15 protein-coding genes are annotated in these 17888 nt (G+C 52.5%); 3 read left to right on the forward strand and 12 right to left on the reverse strand.

Translation table 11 applies throughout. The annotated features are described in order from the left end of the window. Nucleotides 1-85 precede the first annotated feature (85 nt). From ACYU87_RS08690 to ACYU87_RS08700, 3 genes are read right to left on the reverse strand one after another with little or no spacing between them, the layout of a single operon-like run. Nucleotides 86-2335: a xanthine dehydrogenase family protein molybdopterin-binding subunit gene (locus tag ACYU87_RS08690; protein WP_461133671.1), complete on the reverse strand. Its 2250-nt coding sequence runs from the start codon at nucleotides 2333-2335 to the stop codon at nucleotides 86-88. Further along, on the reverse strand, nucleotides 2332-3372 hold the full coding sequence (locus tag ACYU87_RS08695) for an FAD binding domain-containing protein (protein ID WP_461133672.1): 1041 nt from the start codon (nucleotides 3370-3372) through the stop codon (nucleotides 2332-2334). The genes ACYU87_RS08690 and ACYU87_RS08695 overlap by 4 nt, the downstream gene beginning before the upstream one ends. Further along, nucleotides 3369-3908, reverse strand: coding sequence for a (2Fe-2S)-binding protein (locus tag ACYU87_RS08700; RefSeq protein ID WP_461133673.1), 540 nt, complete (start codon nucleotides 3906-3908; stop codon nucleotides 3369-3371). The genes ACYU87_RS08695 and ACYU87_RS08700 overlap by 4 nt, the downstream gene beginning before the upstream one ends. 235 nt (nucleotides 3909-4143) lie before the next feature. On the opposite strand from ACYU87_RS08700, the gene ACYU87_RS08705 reads away from it, so the two are divergent. Beyond that, nucleotides 4144-5088 (forward strand): YihY/virulence factor BrkB family protein, encoded by a 945-nt coding sequence (locus ACYU87_RS08705; protein ID WP_461134356.1) that lies wholly within the window; start codon nucleotides 4144-4146, stop codon nucleotides 5086-5088. 98 nt (nucleotides 5089-5186) lie between these two features. Here the strand turns inward: ACYU87_RS08705 and rhaM are convergent, their stop codons facing one another. From rhaM to ACYU87_RS08730, 5 genes are all read right to left on the reverse strand, one after another. Next, nucleotides 5187-5501: an L-rhamnose mutarotase gene (rhaM, locus tag ACYU87_RS08710; protein WP_461133674.1), complete on the reverse strand. Its 315-nt coding sequence runs from the start codon at nucleotides 5499-5501 to the stop codon at nucleotides 5187-5189. Between the two features lie 128 nt (nucleotides 5502-5629). Then, entirely contained in the window at nucleotides 5630-6766 is a 1137-nt protein-coding gene (locus ACYU87_RS08715; protein WP_461133675.1) for a glycoside hydrolase family 88/105 protein, read from the reverse strand. A gap of 27 nt (nucleotides 6767-6793) precedes the next feature. Beyond that, nucleotides 6794-8209 (reverse strand): FGGY-family carbohydrate kinase, encoded by a 1416-nt coding sequence (locus ACYU87_RS08720; protein WP_461133676.1) that lies wholly within the window; start codon nucleotides 8207-8209, stop codon nucleotides 6794-6796. 102 nt (nucleotides 8210-8311) lie between these two features. Then, nucleotides 8312-9586: a sugar isomerase gene (locus tag ACYU87_RS08725; RefSeq protein ID WP_461133677.1), complete on the reverse strand. Its 1275-nt coding sequence runs from the start codon at nucleotides 9584-9586 to the stop codon at nucleotides 8312-8314. A gap of 20 nt (nucleotides 9587-9606) precedes the next feature. Next, entirely contained in the window at nucleotides 9607-11712 is a 2106-nt protein-coding gene (locus ACYU87_RS08730) for a bifunctional aldolase/short-chain dehydrogenase (RefSeq protein ID WP_461133678.1), read from the reverse strand. Nucleotides 11713-11902: 190 nt separating this feature from the next. Here ACYU87_RS08730 and rhaT point away from each other — a divergent pair, with 190 nt between their 5' ends. Next, a complete protein-coding gene (gene rhaT / locus ACYU87_RS08735) occupies nucleotides 11903-12940 on the forward strand; it encodes an L-rhamnose/proton symporter RhaT (protein ID WP_461133679.1) in 1038 nt (345 codons plus the stop codon). 117 nt (nucleotides 12941-13057) lie between these two features. On the opposite strand, the gene ACYU87_RS08740 is transcribed toward rhaT, so the two are convergent. After that, complete coding sequence (locus tag ACYU87_RS08740) at nucleotides 13058-13510, reverse strand: nuclear transport factor 2 family protein (RefSeq protein ID WP_461133680.1); 453 nt, start codon at nucleotides 13508-13510, stop codon at nucleotides 13058-13060. 211 nt (nucleotides 13511-13721) lie between these two features. After that, nucleotides 13722-14570 carry a winged helix-turn-helix domain-containing protein gene (locus tag ACYU87_RS08745; protein WP_461133681.1) on the reverse strand — a complete coding sequence of 283 codons (849 nt, stop codon included), beginning with the start codon at nucleotides 14568-14570 and terminating at the stop codon, nucleotides 13722-13724. A gap of 170 nt (nucleotides 14571-14740) precedes the next feature. Between ACYU87_RS08745 and ACYU87_RS08750 the strand changes: the two genes are divergently transcribed. After that, a complete protein-coding gene (locus tag ACYU87_RS08750; protein ID WP_461133682.1) occupies nucleotides 14741-15865 on the forward strand; it encodes a ligand-binding sensor domain-containing protein in 1125 nt (374 codons plus the stop codon). A 123-nt stretch (nucleotides 15866-15988) separates the two neighbouring features. Here the strand turns inward: ACYU87_RS08750 and metF are convergent, their stop codons facing one another. Both metF and ACYU87_RS08760 read right to left on the reverse strand, forming a co-directional pair. Further along, nucleotides 15989-16948, reverse strand: a complete 960-nt coding sequence (metF, locus tag ACYU87_RS08755) for a methylenetetrahydrofolate reductase [NAD(P)H] (protein WP_461133683.1) — start codon at nucleotides 16946-16948, stop codon at nucleotides 15989-15991. Nucleotides 16949-16996: 48 nt separating this feature from the next. Continuing rightward, entirely contained in the window at nucleotides 16997-17854 is an 858-nt protein-coding gene (locus ACYU87_RS08760; protein ID WP_461133684.1) for a phosphatase PAP2 family protein, read from the reverse strand. Nucleotides 17855-17888 lie beyond the last annotated feature (34 nt).

The following is a 17888-nucleotide window of genomic DNA, read 5'->3' on the forward strand; positions in this document are numbered from 1 at the left end:
GCTTTCTGACAGGATTTACCGGATGAACAGGATTTTGGGCGATAAGCTAATCCTGTTCATCCGGTAAATCCTGTCAGAAAGCTACTTACAACAATTTGTCCAGCGTGATGGGTAAATCGCGGACACGACGGCCCGTTGCGTGAAAAACAGCATTGGCGATGGCTGCGGGCATGCCGACAATACCAATCTCACCCAGACCTTTCACCCCCAGCGGGTTGACAATGTCATCGTGTTCTTCCACGAAGATAACGTCGAGGTCATGGATATCCGCATTGACAGCCATGTGGTATTCGGCCAGGCTGTGGTTCATGAAACGCCCGAAATTATGATCCAGAACGCTCTCCTCTTCGAGGGCTTTACTGATACCCCAAACCATACCGCCCAGTATCTGGCTGCGGGCTGTTTTCGGATTCAGGATTCTGCCACCGGCCACGGCAGTTACGGCCCTGGTCACTTTCACCGTACCCAACTCTTCGTCGATCATGACTTCGACAAAAACAGCGGAGTGCGCACTGCGCGTGTAATTTTTTTGCTTCAGCATGTTAGGCAACGCACCCGTCGTTTCCCGGACCGCTTTGCCTCCGTTCTGATCTACGAGGGTCTGCAACGACAGGGCAACGGATGGGTCGCTTTTCAGGCGCATGTGCTTGTCAGAGAACGTGATGTCATCCCATTTGGCTCCTTTAAATGGCGAGTTGGGCATCTTCTTCGCGAGCTTGAGCAGCGTCTTTCCAACCTCCTGACAGGCAGCCTGCACCGCGGACCCTACGGTGGCAGCCGTCCAGGAACCACCCGCAATCGGGGCAATCGGCATATCAGTATCACCCAGTTTAAACAGCACGTCACTCACCGGCATACCCAGCGTGTCGGCCGCAATCTGCGTCATGATGGTGTAGGTACCCGTGCCTATTTCGGCGGTGGCACTGCTTACCCGTAGTTTTCCATTTACCATCAGGGTAGCTTCGGCGCGGGCCGGCATCTGGTTCGCTTCCCAGATCCCAGTTGCCATCCCCCACCCAATCAGGTTGTGGTCTTTTTTCATGGAACGAGGTTCCGCACGGCGGGCCGACCAGCCAAATCGTTCGGCTCCCTGCCGGAAGCACTCTCTAAGCTCCTTGCTGGAATACGGCAACTGCTGACTGTGATCCAGATCCGTGTAGTTTTTAAGCCGAAGCTCCAGCGGATCCATCCCTACACTGTACGCCAGTTCATCCATGGCTTCCTCCAGTGCCGACATACCCGTTACGCCCCCTGGGGCACGCATATCGAGCGGACTGTACATATCCAGCGGCACCACTTTATAATCCAGTTTGACGTTCTCCGTGGGGTAAAGCATACCGCCCCAGTTAACGACAACTTCGGTATAATCTTCGAACTGCGACGTTTCGCCTACGGCGTCATGATAAAGCGCGCTCATCGTGCCATCCGATAACGCGCCTAGCGCCACATTCTGCACCGTAGCAGGACGGTGACCAAACGTAAACATCTGCTGGCGTGTCAGCGATACCCGTACCGAGCGTTTCAGCTCTCGAGCGGCCATAACAGCCATAAACAACTGGTATTGAGGACGCAGGCCGGCACCAAATCCGCCACCCATGTAGGGCGAGAGTACCCGTACATCCTTGAAAGGAATGTTGAACACCTGCGTTACGTACAGAATGCTGTTGGTTACGCCCTGCGTTTTGTCGTAAATCGTCAGCTTGCCACCTTTCTCGTAGGCTACCGTTGTCGCAAACAGTTCCATTGGATTGTGGTGCTCGGCGGCATGAATATACCGACCGTTCATGGTCGCAGGGGCCTCCGCGTAAGCCTTTTCAAAATCACCACGGGGTTTTGGTGGTGGCGGCTTTAGTAACGATGCGATGCCCGACTTTGGCTTGCGAGCCTGGTGCAGGTTGGTTTCCAGACTGGTTTCATGGGCTTCCTCCTTGTACTCGACCCGAATCAAGGTAGCGGCATAACGAGCCAGCTCAAACGTTTCAGCAACGACCAGCGCAATAGGCTGACCACTGTATTTTATCGTGGCATCGTACAACGGCCGAAAGGGCGAACCCGGTGGAGCGTCCTGATCTTTGTAGCTAATGTCGAACCAGGCCAGTTTGGGCCGGTTTTCGTGCGTGAATACGGCCAGAACACCTTCGAGCGCCAGCGCATCGCTCGCGTCGAGGAGTTTGATTTTACCTTTGGCAATGGCGCTGGATACAACAACGCCGTAAGCCAGACCAGGCACATTGAACTCGGCGGCATACTTCGCCTTACCCGTTACTTTATCCACGCCATCGACGCGGTTAATGGGCTTTCCGATTGATTGATTTACTACTGGTGGCGTACTCATGCGGTAGGTTCGAGTTTAGCAGCCTGTCCCAACGCCCGGACAATCGCGCGTTTAGCCAGTTCTATTTTGAATGTATTGTGACCAAATCCCTGAGCACCGGCCAGCAATAACTCGGCGGCAGCTTGGAAGTTTTCTTTGGTTGCCGGTTTGCCAACCAGCAGAGCTTCGGCTTCGGGCTTGCGCCAGGGCTTGTGTGCTACGCCACCCAGGGCAATTCTGGCCGTTGTGATGGTGTTGCCGCGACCGTCGCTTTGATCCATTTCTAATCCAACTGCTACGGATACCAGCGCAAAAGCGTACGAAGCCCGGTCGCGGAGTTTCAGGTAGGTATGAAATTCGGGGAATCCTCGGGCGGGTAAGTCAATCGACGTGATCAGTTCGCCAGGCTCCAGCGTGTTGTCCAGATGAGGGGTATTACCGGGAAGCCGATGAAAGTCGGCGAAAGGAATGGTCCGCTCACCGTTGCTGCCTTTCACGCGAACCTCTGCTTCCAGAGCCGCCAAGGCAACGCACATATCCGACGGATGGGTAGCGATGCAGGATAGTTCCGTTGAGCCGCCGGTGCGGCCCTGATCACTGGTTCCCAGAATCGCGTGGATCCGGTTGTAGCCGTTGATGGCCGAACACCCAGAACCGGGTTCCCGTTTGTTGCAGGGCGTAGCCGTATCGTAGAAATAATAACAACGCGTCCGTTGCAACAGGTTACCCCCATCGGTGGCCATGTTACGCAACTGGGGCGACGCACCGGCCAGAATAGCCTGCGACAACAGCGGATATCGCTGAATGATCTGCTCATGGTACGCGGTATCGGCATTGGTTGCCAGCGCGCCCAGCCGAAGACCACCGTTTACGGTGTCAGAAATGGCGGTTAAAGGAAGGCGGGTAATATCGATCAGGCGCGTGGGACGTTCCACATTTTCCTTCATCAGGTCAATGAGGTTGGTGCCACCGGCCACAAATTTGGCAGTTTGTTCGGATGCCCGTTCGCGCACAGCGGTATCTACGGCATCGGCTCGGGTATAGGTAAAGCTATTCATGCCGTTTTCTGGTTAAGGACGTCTTCAATAGCATCCACGATATTCGTGTATGCTCCGCAACGGCAAATATTGCCGCTCATTAATTCGCGGATATCAGCCGTTGATTTGGCTTTCCCTTCATTCATCAGACCGACTGCCGAGCAGATTTGCCCTGGTGTGCAGTAGCCGCACTGGAAGGCGTCATGCTCAATAAAAGCCTGTTGAAGCGGGTGAAGACTGCCCGACGAACTACCTTCCTGTTGGGCTATTCCTTCAATGGTAGTGATGTCGGTGCCCTCCTGCATGATAGCCAGCGTAAGGCAGGAATTGATGCGTTTCCCGTTTATCAGCACCGTGCAGGCTCCGCACTGGCCGTGGTCGCAGCCTTTTTTGGTACCCGTCAAATCCATGTACTCCCGCAGGGCGTCGAGCAGGGTTGTCCAGGGAGCAATCTGTAATTCAGTGTCTTTTCCATTGACCGTCAGCTTTACGGAGTGAATGGGCGGCAGCGAGGGAGGTCGCTTGTCGATTGGGTACGATTCTACAGCAGGGTTCATAGACTGTTGAGTACGTTATGTCTAGTTGAAATGTATAGTTAAGAACCCTATGGAGCAGTGGTTGTTTCAAAATCCCGTCAAACGGGAAAATATAACCGACCGGCCCATTATCTGGTTTAACCGAGGTTTCGCCAACAACTTGACTGAATTTTGGTTAAGCAGTCTTCCCTACACACCGGTTGCCATCAGTCGCCTGCTGGTGCTTATGGCTGGTACACACGACAACTCACTATATATGACCGCCACGACAAAAAAATCTTTCTTTTCAGACCTGTGGATTATCGTCCGGGATGCATTTAATGGTTTTCTGGACGACCGATGTTTAAAACTAAGCGCTGCTCTGGCTTACTATACTGTCTTCTCACTGGCTCCCCTACTCGTGCTGATCATCTCGGTGATGAGTATTTTTCTTGGGCAGGAAGCTATTCAGGGACAAATTTTTTCTCAGATAAATGGCTTGGTGGGCAATGAAGCCGCCAAACAAATTCAGGACATGATCAAAAATGTCGGGTTATCCGGCAAAACAAACACAGCACTGGCAATCGGCATTGTCACCCTGGTTATCGGCGCAACGAGTATTTTCGTCGAAATTCAGGACTCGGTAAATATGATCTGGCGCGTTAAAGCCAAGCCAAAGCGGGGTTGGCTCAAGCTGATTAAAGATCGATTGCTCTCATCTTCCCTGGTTGTCAGTCTGGGTTTTCTGTTGCTGGTGTCGCTGGTTATCAACGGACTTATTCTGGCCATGAGCGATATCATCACCCGCTACATACCCGGCATCGGGTTCATTCTGATCACTACCCTTAATTTTGCGATCAGTACGGCGGTTGTGACTGCCCTTTTCGGCATCATTTTCAAAGTACTGCCCGACGCTAAGATTGCCTGGAAGGATGTGCGCTGGGGAGCCTTTTTTACAGCCTTGCTCTTTATGCTCGGTCGGTACGTGATTGGTTTGTACATCGAAACGACCAGCACCAGTTCGGCCTACGGAGCGGCTGGCTCCCTGATTGTTATCCTGACGTGGATCTACTACACATCCGCTATTCTCTACTTTGGTGCCGAGTTTACGCAGGCCTACGCCAACCACCTAGGTATAAAAATAGAACCGGCCGATTATGCCGTTTATGTCGAACAGACAGAACGGGAACGGGATGTGGCTGCGTTGCCAACGAAGAAATAGATACCGGCGCGACTTCACGTATGGCGTTTTCTCTGGGTCAGGCACAAGGTGTCTGGCCCGTTTTCTTTTTTAGGTAAAGCAGTACCTCCCGAACAACGCTAATCCTGATGAAACACGCGGGTTAATGGTCCGGTAACCGGCGAATTATCGGGGTTTGTTTCCATCAGATCAGCCATGTATGCCCACCAGCGTCGCATAACGGGTAACTCGGGTAACGCTTCAATTGTGTGGCCTGGCAGGCGTTTCTGAATGGCAAACAGGGTTCCCGACGAGCGAGCGAGGTAGATCGAATAGTCCCGGACACCAGCTGCCTGGAGAGCCGCCGTTAATTCCGGCCATATCTCATCATGCCTGCGTTGGTACTCTGCCTCAACACCTGGCTTCAATTTCATCGTAAACGCTATTTCTTCCATCAGTTCCTGGGTTGCGGTTTGTCATTTACGGTATTCGGTTTTTGGTATACGGCGGTCCGTCGCACGGTTGACTGGCGCGTCAAGTGCACCGGCGGCAGCAACCAAAAACCGTAAACCAAATGCCATTCTTACCGCTTCATTTTATACAATTCCGTACCGGCCAGCAGGAAGCAGCCGAGACCATAATCCTCGAAATCCGGCTTACTGTCGTAGGTGACGGGCTGGCCGTCTTTTGGTTCTTTGCCGGTTCCCTGCACATAGCCCAGAAACCCGTTCGGATGTACGGACTCGGTAGCCATGGCGGTCCAGGCTTTCGTGATAATGGGCTTGTACACACGACCATCCAGCAAACCCTGACTGACACCCCAGGCCATGCCATAGATGAAAAGAGCCGTTCCCGTGAGTTCTTTCCCCCCAAAGTTTGTCGGGTCATGCAGACTAACATTCCAGTAACCATCCGGTCGTTGCAACGGCGGCAGCGCCTTCATCATCTCCAGGTATGTTTGCTGGTATTCGTCCCGGTGGGGAGCGTCTTTCGGCAGGATGTCGAGCACCCGAACGAGGGCGGCTACGACCCAGCCATTCCCCCTCGACCAATAGCAGTCTTTTCCGTTTGGCTCTTTATAGGGCGGCACGAAATCCTTATCCCGCCACCATAAACCATCGTTCGGATTATAAAGGCCGTTGCCACCGTGCCGGGTTTTCGAGTATACGTAAATCTGGTACATCGTCTCGAAATAAGCCGGATTCTTTTCCAGAACGCCCAGTTGAGCAAACACCGGCATCGCCATTTGCAGCGCATCGATCCAGCTCCAGTCGTCTACTTTGCCACTGGCTACCATCGCGTCGATAGATGCCTTAATGTCGTGCAATCGGTCGGGTTTCCGATCAATCTGATACAGGTCGATGTAGGTTTGACCACAGCACTGGTCGTCGGCGTTACGGCTGGCGATGCCGCTCCGCAGCCCCCACTGGTGCTTGTTGCCCCAGTCGACGGCATAATCGTAGTAGGCTTTCTGTTGATCAATGCCATACAGGGCCAGCAGTCCTTCGTAGTAAACTGCCCGCGTCCAGATATTGCTGGGCCGTGTTTTGTTGGTCACAATGTCTTTGCCGGGATCAGGCCAGGTCTTCATGAAGTAGGCGTTGGCCAACGTCATCTTTGCCAGAATATCTTTTTTCGGCGGGAGTTTCTGGGCGGGCGCGACCTGCGCGAAACCGACAAGCAGGAGCACAAGGCGACCAACCAACGAGTTGACTTTCATTTGCGGTAGGTAGATAAAAAGGATTGTCTAGGCAGCAACCGAAACCGTGTACTTTTTCAGTTCGACACAATCGCCCGGCAGCGGCTGCGTATTCCAGTAGGTATGAATGGCCAAAGCCGCCCCCAGCGCCGATGCCTGAGCCACCGATGCGGCATACACATCGATATCAGGGAAGGCTTTGGCCAGCAGGTTCATATAAATAAAGTTTTTTCCGAAGCCACCATCCACGAAAAGTCGTTTCACCTCGACCCGGTTGGCTGATGTGTCGGCGAGCACAAGGTTCGTCGAAATCAATTGCTGGGCCACGATATCCAGCATCAGTTGGTGATAAGCCTCCGCGTAGGTAGCAAAATCGGCCAGGTTACGCTGCCCGAACAAAGACCCCTGCATGGACAGCAGTTGCTTTCCTTTGGCGTCATTCTCCGTTGTTACCTGGCTCACATGCTGGCGCAGTTGCTCGATCAGCGCCGGTTCGTAGGCTACACGAACATACGAATCGATGGGTACCTGAAAATGGTCAGCCAGGCGTTTCACCTGGTGCTCATGCTCGTAGCCCGCAAACAGACGGGCCGATTTGACCGGCTGTCCTTTGTAGTGCATGTAGTTGAGGCAGTCGTATTGCAATTCTTCCGGAGTCAGCGGACTGCTGTTGAACGGGTTCATGCTCACGCACCAGGTTCCGGTCGAGATCAGCACGAACGGTTCCTGAAACGACGCCAGATAGGGAATCAAGGCCGCCGAGCTGTCGTGAAGCCCAACGCCCACCTGAATGGATGTATCGTTGATAACAACCAGGCGGGCGGAGTCCGACGGAACAATGGGTGCCAGGTTTGTATCAAGATTCTCTTTTTTTACCCAGTCATGATAATCTCGTCGGTCGAAATCCCAGAGCATGGTGTGGCACCCGATGCTGGTCAGATCTGAAACCGGCCAGTGGCTAATCAAATAGCCGGCATACTGCGGCAGGTGCAGGGCATAACTCAGCCGTTTAAACAAATCGGGCTGCTCATATTTGAACCGGTACAACTGAAGCCCGGAGTTCAGGCTGCTCAGCGATGGAGAAGCCGTTTGCCGGGTGATTTCTGATTCAGGGCCGTACGTACTGAAGAATTGCTGAAGTAAAGCGGGCGGATACGCTTTGAGGTAGTTATACAATGGACATAACGGCTTTCCTTCCCGATCAATCAGGACCAGGCTAGCCCCATACGTTGAAAAATTGACCGCCTGAACCGAGATATCAGGCAAGGCCAGCACGTCCGCCAGCGAGGCTGTTATCCAGCTAATTAGCTGATCAAGATCTTCACAGGCATCGCCATCGTTATCGGTTATCTCGACAAACTGCTCCGACTTTTCCCGGATTATTCGGTAATGCTCATCAAAGAGGAACAGCTTTTTGTTGGTCTTCCCAATGTCGAAGATGGCAATAGCGGAAGTTTGTTTCATGTAACAAAGAGTGAAAGAATGAAAGAGCGAAAGAGCGATTTACAGATTCGGCGCACGGGAGCGCTTCCCCACTCTTTCGCTCTTTCATTCTTTCGCTTTTAATTAAAGCCCTGTGGCTACCGTCTTGGCACCCCGCTCGCCAATAAGCTGCTGGCGAACGTCTAACTGCCGATACAGACCCAGCGGGTTTAGTGAAGCACCGGCCCGGCGACGGGCTTCGGCAACCAATGGGCGTACATCGGTTCGGAAGGCGTCCTGCAAAATTTCCTGCGCCCGAACCGGGTCGTTGGCTTCGCGAGCATCTTCCAGCGCGTCCCGATCAACCAACAGCGCCTGAGCGTAAGCCAGTTGTATAGCCTCTACCGACTGAAGCAGATCTTCGAGGGGGTCTTTTACGTTATGACTGGCGTCGATCATCCAGCCAAGGTCGGTTGCGTGGTTCATACCCCGGGCGTCCAGTCCATCGACCAGTTCGGTGAAGATCAGAAATAACTGGTAGGGTTTAATACTACCCGCCGTCAGGTCGTCATCACCGTATTTGGAGTCGTTGAAATGGAAGCCGCCCAGTTTACCCTGGTGCAGCAAAATCGCGACGATCTGCTCGATGTTGGCATTAGGCAAGTGGTGGCCCAGATCGACGAGTGTATAGGCTTTCGGCCCGAGTTTGTTGGCGTACAGGAAGCTACTCCCCCAATCGCCAACGGTCATTGAATAGAAGTTAGGTTCGAAGGCTTTATATTCCACAAACAGTTTCCAGTCATTGGGCAAAGCCGCATAAATCTCTTCGAGACTCGACAGCGTCCGGTCGAACGCCTTGCGAAAGTTGAGCTGGCCAGGAAAGCAGGATCCATCCGACAACCAGACGGTTAACGCGTCGGAGCCCAGTGCCACGCCATGCCGGATCACCTCAATATTGTGTTCAATAGCCTGCCGACGGACGGCCGGATCGGTGTGTTGCAGCGAGCCGAATTTGTAACTCTGCCCGGCGTCGGGCTGATCCTGAAACGTGTTGGAGTTCACCGCGTCGAAGCGCAGTCCGTACTGAGCCGCCAATTGCCTGATCGCGTCGGGATCGGTTGGAATGTCCCACGGAATGTGCAGTGAGATCGCGCCACTCGCGCGGTTCAGGGCGTGCAGCAGGCCCACATCGGCAATCTTTTCTTCCAGGCTGCGGGGTTCACCCCCCCCCGGAAACCGCCCGAAACGGGTGCCGCCCGTTCCCAGCGCCCAGCTTGGAATGGCAATCTGAAAATCAATCAGTTTTCTGATGATCGGCTCAGCCAGAGCGACCTCCTGCGTCCAGTAGGATAGCTTCCGCTGATGGCCTTCCAGGTGCGCCTGGTTGTACGCATCGATATGTTCGGGGTTAAGAGTCATTAGGTTTAGGGGTTATGTGTTTACCGGACGAAGGCCATGGCTACCCCGCCATCAACGTTCAGGACGTTGCCGGTCGATTTGGCCAGCAATCCATTGACGAACGCCAGGCAGGCATTGGCAATATCATCGGGTAAAATAACTTCGTTCAGCAAGGTACGCTTGGCATAATAGGCGGGTAATTCAGCGACCGTCACTCCGTACGCTTTGGCGCGCCCTTCGGCCCAGGCACCGGCCCAAATTTTGGAATCGGAAATAACGGCGTCGGGATTGACGACATTCACCCGGATATGATCTTTACCTAGCTCGGCGGCATTCAGTCGGCTAAGATGTAATTGAGCTGCTTTTGCCGACCCGTATCCCGCGTTGTTCGGTCCAGAGACCAGGGCATTTTTACTGACGATGTTGATCACATCGCCCCCCAGTTTTTGCTTACGCATAACTGCCACGGCCTGTTGAGTAACCAAAAACTGACCTTTCACCAGTACGTCATATAGCAAATCCCAATCACTTTCGGTATGCTCTTCGATAGGCTTGGAGATACTCAACCCGGCGCAGTTAACGACGATATCTACCCCACCAAAAGCCAGCGAAGCCGCCGTATACGCGTTGGCAATGGTCTCGGCATTGGTAACATCCAACTGGACCGCTGTGTAGGCATCCTTACCATATTGATTCTGAAACTCTTCGTTGGCGGAGGCCAGCCGGTCGGCGTCGTTGTCGTTGATAATGACCACGGCCCCTTCGGCCAGAAATGTTTTGGCGATGGCTTTTCCAATGCCTCCGGCACTACCCGTAATGAGCGCCACCTTCCCCGACAGCGGCTTGGGCTTTGCCATTCGCTGTAGTTTGGCTTCTTCCAGCAACCAGTATTCAATATCGAAAGCCTCCTGCTCGGGCAGACCAACATAGTCCGATACGGCTTCGGCTCCCTTCATCACGTTGATGGCGTTGGTGTAGAATTCAGCCGCCACGCGCGCCGTTTGCTTATCCTTCGCAAAGGTGAACATGCCAACCGCTGGCCACAGAATAACGACCGGATTCGGGTCACGAATGGCCGGACTATTATCGTGCTTGTTGCGTTCGTAGTAAGCCGCATAATCAGCGCGGTAATCAGCGAATGCGTTTTCCAGATAGGTCTCACTGTCAGCCGATGACAGTTGAATCGGGTCCAGCACCAGCGGTCGAATTTTGGTGCGCAGGAAATGGTCAGGGCAACTGGTACCCAACCGGGCCAGACGGGGTAAATCGTGCGAATTGACAAACTCCAGCACACGCTCGTCGTCGGTGAAGTGCCCCACCATTCGCCGGTGCCCCGACGCCAGTCCACGCAGAACGGGCATCAACGAAGCCGCCTGTTTCTTCCGCGTATCCGCATCCGTGTTTTCACGGGCCGGTCCGCCAAAAACCGCACGTTTCTTACCGTAGTTGGCGGCCAGGTATTCGGATGCCTGCTCGATCACCTCCAGCGTATTGATGTACGACTCGTAGGACGTATTTCCCCAGGTAAACAACCCGTGGCCACCCAGAATCACACCGCGCAGGTTCGGGTTGTTGCGAACCGTTTCCTCCAGTTTCAGACCCAGGTCGAAACCGGGCCGCTGCCAGGGTAACCAGGCGAGTTGATCGCCCCAGATCTGGTGCATGATGGCTTCGCCGTCGCGGCTGGCCGCAATCGCGATCAGCGCATCAGGATGCAGGTGGTCGATGTGTTTGAACGGTAACAACCCATGTAGTGGAGTATCAATGGAAGGAGCCGCGCACTTGGGGTCGAACAGGCAATGATCGAACAGTCCAACCATCTCATCTTCAAATTCCAGCCCCCGGTAACGGTTTTTCAACGCATGCAGACGGTCTACATAAAGATTGGCACATCCCTTTTTGGTTAGCGTACCAATATCCCCCCCCGACCCTTTTACCCACATCACCTCGACGGGCTCACCGGTTAAAGGGTTCGTTTCCATCAATTTAACCGACGTATTTCCTCCGGCATAATTCGTCAGGCGCAGATCGGCTCCAAGCAGATTAGACCGGTATATAAACAGGGCAACTTCGTCACCAGCCAGTTCTGCCGCCTTTTTGTCATCCCAGAGGTAGCTCACATAGTTGAACGCTTGCGTCGTATTCATAAATAGTTAGTAAGTAGTATCTTCCGTGATCTTGTTTTAGACAAAGTAAGCGTTTTTGCTTTTCTCCTGCTTCATGTACTCTCCTGTTAGCCTTATTAAAAAATAAGGGACTCTTATTTACTGATCAAACAGGAGAGAACAGGAAAGTTTTTAACGATGCCTGGAATAAATTTGAAAAAACATAGATAAAGTGGCTGTATTACTGGGTGTCTTTTTTCATGCGCTGGGGGGCTTTGCCTCCGGCAGTTTTTACATACCGTATCAGAAAGTTCGCGGGTGGGCCTGGGAAAGCTACTGGCTCGTGGGTGGGTTATTTTCCTGGTTGGCCGCCCCGCTGCTGCTGGGTTCACTCACCGTAACGAATCTGTTTGGCGTACTGGGGCAGATTCCCCGCGAAACAATTCTGTGGACTTATTTCTGGGGCGTTCTGTGGGGCTTTGGGGGCCTAACCTTTGGTCTGGCCATGCGCTATTTGGGCTTATCGCTCGGTATGGCTGTAACACTGGGCCTTTGTGCCGTATTCGGAACGCTGGTACCCCCCATCTGGCTGGGTCAGTTCGGGCATTTGATCAGCACGACGTCGGGCCAGGTCATTATTCTTGGGCTGGGCGTTTGCGTGTTGGGTATCTCCATCTGCGGTATTGCCGGTATGATGAAGGAACGTTCGTTGTCGGATGAGCAGAAAAAAGCCGTTATCGCCGAATTCGATATTCGCAAAGGGTTGCTGGTCGCTGTTTTTTCGGGGATTATGAGCGCCTGTTTTTCGTTCGGGCTTACGGCCGGGCAACCCATCGCTGAACTAGCCGTTAAAAACGGGACCGACCCGCTGTACATGAACAATGCGGCTCTGGTTATTATTCTGCTGGGCGGACTGACCACGAACGCCATCTGGACGATTTATCTGAACATCCGCAACCGTACGTATACCGATTACGGCAACATGTCGACGCCCATTGTCAGGAACATCGTTTTCTGCGCGATGGCTGGATTTACCTGGTATTTCCAGTTTTTCTTCTACGGTATGGGCGACAGTAAGATGGGTGAATACCGCTTCTCGGGCTGGACGCTTCACATGGCCTTCATTATTGCTTTCAGTAGCTTCTGGGGCTTATACCTGCACGAGTGGCGAGGAGCCAACAAGTCCACCATGCGCACCATCACACTGGGAATCATGATGGTTGTGCTCTCAACGGTTGTAGTTGGTATTGGTAACTATCTGGCCGAGTAGAATTCAGATACCGGCCATTAGCAATGCCAGCCTTAATGCAGATTGCCAGCCGTTTTTTTGAACGATTAGAATCTCCTTCGTCTCAGGTTGGCGCATCTGAAGACGGAGACAACCCAACTAATCTTCGATGGGGGCGGCTACAGCCTCGCTAAGACCATAAGCAGCTAACCTCTCACACGTTGTTATCAGAACGGCGGTATCCAGATAGGCCCGTAGGTACACCACTTTACCCCAGCGCATTTTGATCAGGTGCATCCCCTCATTAACGTAAGCAGATCCGTCGGCGGGGGTTGCCCGGTCAGTCCATTCTACAGCGATCGTCGTCATCCAAGGCCATCCGCTAACGGCTACACTACGAATCTCAAAGTTGAGCCCCGGAAAAAGCCGAAACAAGCGGGCAAACCATTCCCGCATGGCAGGAACGCTATGGCGGGTCCCCCCTAAGGTATGCTGGCCGCTAAACGTATGGGTGATCGAAGGCGACATACCCTTGAGCATGAATTCGTAGTCGCCCTGGCTTAAGCGCTCGAAGTTCTGGAGGACGATTTGTTTGACAATGCGATGATACATGAGGTTAGCACGTAACAGGGTAAGTAACTTCCAGCGATTCTATTTTTGACCCAGAGAAAGACTTGGTTTGCGGGTCGACAGAGGGTTAACTGCCGGTTTGACTGGTAGGTTAAAAGAGCGTTATTGATTCCACAATAGCCCCCGATCGTTACCCGGCATTCACGGTTGCTCCCAGCCAGTTTGTCGGCTCGCCCAGACAGTTCTCCTGGTGCTAGTCGATTTCCAGTTTATACCCTCGCCCGTGACTATTAACAATGCGTACTGTGGGGGCGGGCTGGAGCTTTTTACGTAGCCGAGACACAAACACATCCAGACTGCGCCCCACAATCACACCCTCTTCCCCCCAAACCTGTTCCATCAGCCGGTCCCGATCAATCACAGCATTGGGAGACGTAGCGAATACCGTCAACAACTTGGACTCTTTGGCCGATAGCTCAATGCGATCATCGCCCAACCGCAGAAGCTGCTTGTCCAGGCAAAACGTGAGGGGGCCTAATTGAACCAAATTGAGCGGGGTTGCAGCGGCAACCGGGGGTAGACCAGGAGTTTTCCGGTCTATAAAACGCCAGCCTATTCCGGTCAATAGAATGGCGAGAAGAAGCCAGGCTACCTGCGCTACACGACTGGTCGAGGCCAGTTGAACCAGCGGCTGGGCAAACTGAATTTTGATATAGTAAGCCCCCTGGGGAGGTATTCTGGTTAAACAGGCAATGGCCCGGTGATTGAGCGGTTGACGGACTTCATAGCTGTACACTACGGTGTTCCGCTGTTCTTGCCTGACTTCCACAAGGTAGTTTAGGGAACCTTGGTTTTGCCGCAACTTCCGGTCAACGATCTCGACGAGTGAGGCTGGTTTAAAGGCAAAAGGTCGTTGAAACCGAATTAGAAACGTGCGGTCATCGACTTCTTCAATGGGTGCTACCCAGGACACGGAATCGCCTGAAGCCAGCAGTAGTTCATGACCGATCGTACGCATGGTTACCAGCACCTTTCCCCCGTCGCTATAGCCAGGCAGGCCGGTGACTAGTAAGATCAATACGATCAGCATCACGTGTCTCATAGCCCAAAAATAGGCCTTGCCCAGCGATAAATTTCAGCCTTTACACTTCGTTAACACTTTTTTACAAGCGATTTACCCGTTTAACAAAGTTGGCCGTTAGGTTTGACCCGAACCAGTAAACGCAGACAGGAAAAACGTCCACTGCGGTTGCTCAATCGTATTGCTGTAGTATGAACATAAAGAGAAAAAGAGCTAATCTCCTGCACGTATGTGCTTTATTGATGCTGGCTGTCTTTATCCCAGCCTGCAACGGACCAGCTAAAAAGGAAAACGTAAGTGATTCAACCCTCCTATCTGGTGACCATCCAAAACTTGTAAAAACCATCGGCTCACCCAACTATGGCAATGTTCAGTGTGCGCTGCAGGACAAAGCGGGTAACCTGTGGTTCGGCACCACTGAGAATGGACTTTATAAATATGACGGCAAATCGTTTAACCAATTTTTAGTGATCGATGGGTTAATCAGTAATAATGTCTGTTGCCTGGTGGAAGATAGAGCGGGAAAAATATGGATCGGTACTGAAGCGGGACTTTGTCTCTACGATGGTAAATCCTTTGCCAACATCCAGATTCCCTTACCAAAAAACCTACCTCCCAATACGAATCAATTATATCGCAACTCGCATTGGGTATTCAGTATCATGCAGGCAAAAAGCGGGAAACTGTGGTTCGCAACAATTGATGGTGTTTATATCTACGACGGCAAATCCTTTACACCGTTTATCGTTGATAAAGACGCAGGTGGCTTTACGAGCAGCAACAATAACGTAGAACATCTTTTAGAAGACAAAGCGGGTACTATCTGGTTAGGTGGGCGAGGTAACGAAGGGGTGTACCGGTATGATGGTAAATCAGTGATCAACCTTAAACCAAACGAACTACGTTACCACAGGGGTACGGATTCGACTCAACTTGGTCAAAATTGGGCCTGGCCTCAATGGCAAGACAAAAACGGGGCTATTTGGTTCAGCAACTGGGGTGGTGCCTACCGATATGATGGCCAATCATTTACCAGTTTTACGGCAAGCGATGGCTTAACGATTGGTGCTATTACGCGAATTATAGAGGACAGGAACGGAAACCTTTGGTTTGGTGGTGCTGCCGGGCTTTGCCGGTACGATGGCCAATCATTCACCTGTTTCAAGAATGGACTTGTCAATCCCTGGATTTGGTCAATCCTGGAAGATAAAACTGGAAAACTTTGGGTGGGTACAAGAGCAACAGGTCTCTACCGTTTCGACGGAAAAATATTTAGTAGTTATTCAGACTATAAAGGCAAAGGGGGCGAGAAATAAGGTGTAAGCGGCTCTTCAAAACGCCCTATTGTTGAGGCTTTATCTAACCTTGATCATCCTGGACAAAACGATCAAGGTTGGATAAAGTCCCAAAAAAATCATCCGCTCCGGCGGACCGACCAATCAAAAAATCGCCTTCGCCACTTTCATGACGTTGTCGGATTTACCCATGGTGTAGAAGTGCATGACGGGTGAGCCATACGCGATCAGTTCACGGCATTGCTGCGTGCACCACTCAATACCTACCTGCCGGGCCTGCTGATCGTTTTCGCAGGCTTCAACGGCCTGAACAAGGTCGGACGGTATATGAAGGTGGAACAGTTTGGGTAAAATCTGGAGTTGCCGACGGGTACTGAGCGGCTTGAGTCCCGGAATAATGGGTACGTTGATCCCCTCCTGCCGACACCGATCCACAAAGTCGATGAACTTCTTGGTATCAAAAAACATCTGTGTAACAATGTAATCCGCTCCTTTGTCGATCTTCTGCTTCAGGTATTGAAAGTCAGTATCGTGATCGGCAGCCTCAAAATGTTTTTCGGGATAAGCGGCTACCCCAATGCAGAAATTACTGGGAGCCAGGGCAGTATCTTCCTCGTGCAGGTAAACTCCTTTGTTCATGTTGGCCACTTGCTCCACCAGTTCGCTGGCGTACAGGTAACCATTTTCTTTTGCCTTGAAGGTGGTAAATGGCTTGGCCGGATCGCCCCGAAGCACCAGCGCATTGTCGATGCCCAGATAGTGAAGATCGATCAGGAAATCTTCGGTTTCTTCGCGGGAAAAACCACCACAAAGCACATGCGGCACCGCGTCAACACCAAAGCGGTGCATGATGGCCGAGCAAATGCCCACAGTACCGGGCCGTTTACGCGTTACGATCTTCTGAATGGTGCCATCGGGTAGCGGCCTCTCGATATACTCCTCTCGGTGATAGGTGACATCAATAAAAGGCGGCTTGAACTCCATCAAGGGCTCAATGTTGTCGAGCAGGCTTTTCAGATTGTCGCCTTTGATGGGCGGAATGACTTCAATGGAGAAAATAGGTTTGCCATTGGCAGCCTTTATGTGGTCAGTAATTTTAGTCATTATTCAGAAAATACTGGCCGATTAGTTAGCCAGCGAACAGGGGTAAAGTTAACGGGAGAACACCGCCAGCCGCATGTAAATTCCATTTGCCGAGCCCGTACTCCACGGCTGCACATCCACCCGGCGACCCAGCGCGCTCTGGTTTTTAACCTGGTGAAGCTTGGGAATACCCCAGCCCACCAGCGAGCCGAAAGCGGCCCCGGCAATTAAATCGGTTGGGTAATGCACCCCGGCCTTGTACCGAAGCAGACAGGTAGCTGTGGCTAACCCAAGCGACCCGACCCAGACAACGGGCTTCAGCCGTGAATGCGGAAAATAGTGCCGGAAAACTTCACCCGTAAACACGGCGGTAGCGAAAGCGTGGGTGGCATGGCCCGAAAAAAACGACTGGCGGGCATCGCGCGTCAGTTTTTCCTCCAGTGGGACACCCGGATTATAGACAAACGGACGTGGCCGCTGGGTAACCGCCTTAACCAAGCGCTCGAAGCCGTTGGCAATAACCATCGTTTCCACGAACATGACGCCCACCGTTTTAATATCCTGCCGCATCGGTTTGGTACCCAGCGTCAGTAAACCAAAAATAGCCGCATTACCGGCCAGTGTAACATCACTCAGCGTACCCGCCGACGGAGACCAGTGGGTAGTCGCTTTCCGGTCGAAGGGGTTGATTTCATTGCGGTCAAGGGCAGACACTTCGGCAAGGGTAAGCGGATCGACCGACGAGTGGAGGGCCAGCACAGCCCCCTGCAGGGCTACCCCCGCCCCCAGCAAGGTAAGTTCGCGGCCCGTTTTTAAGGCGTAAGGCGAGACTGTCTGCGCAAAAGAATGGCCCAAAAGACTAAAACTGAGACTAAGAAAAACGGCGATACGTTTACGTTCGGCAACTAATTTTAGAGTATGCATCATGCGGTAATAATTAATCATCGAACTTATTTGAACT

The sequence above is a fragment of the Spirosoma lituiforme genome (assembly GCF_054776635.1).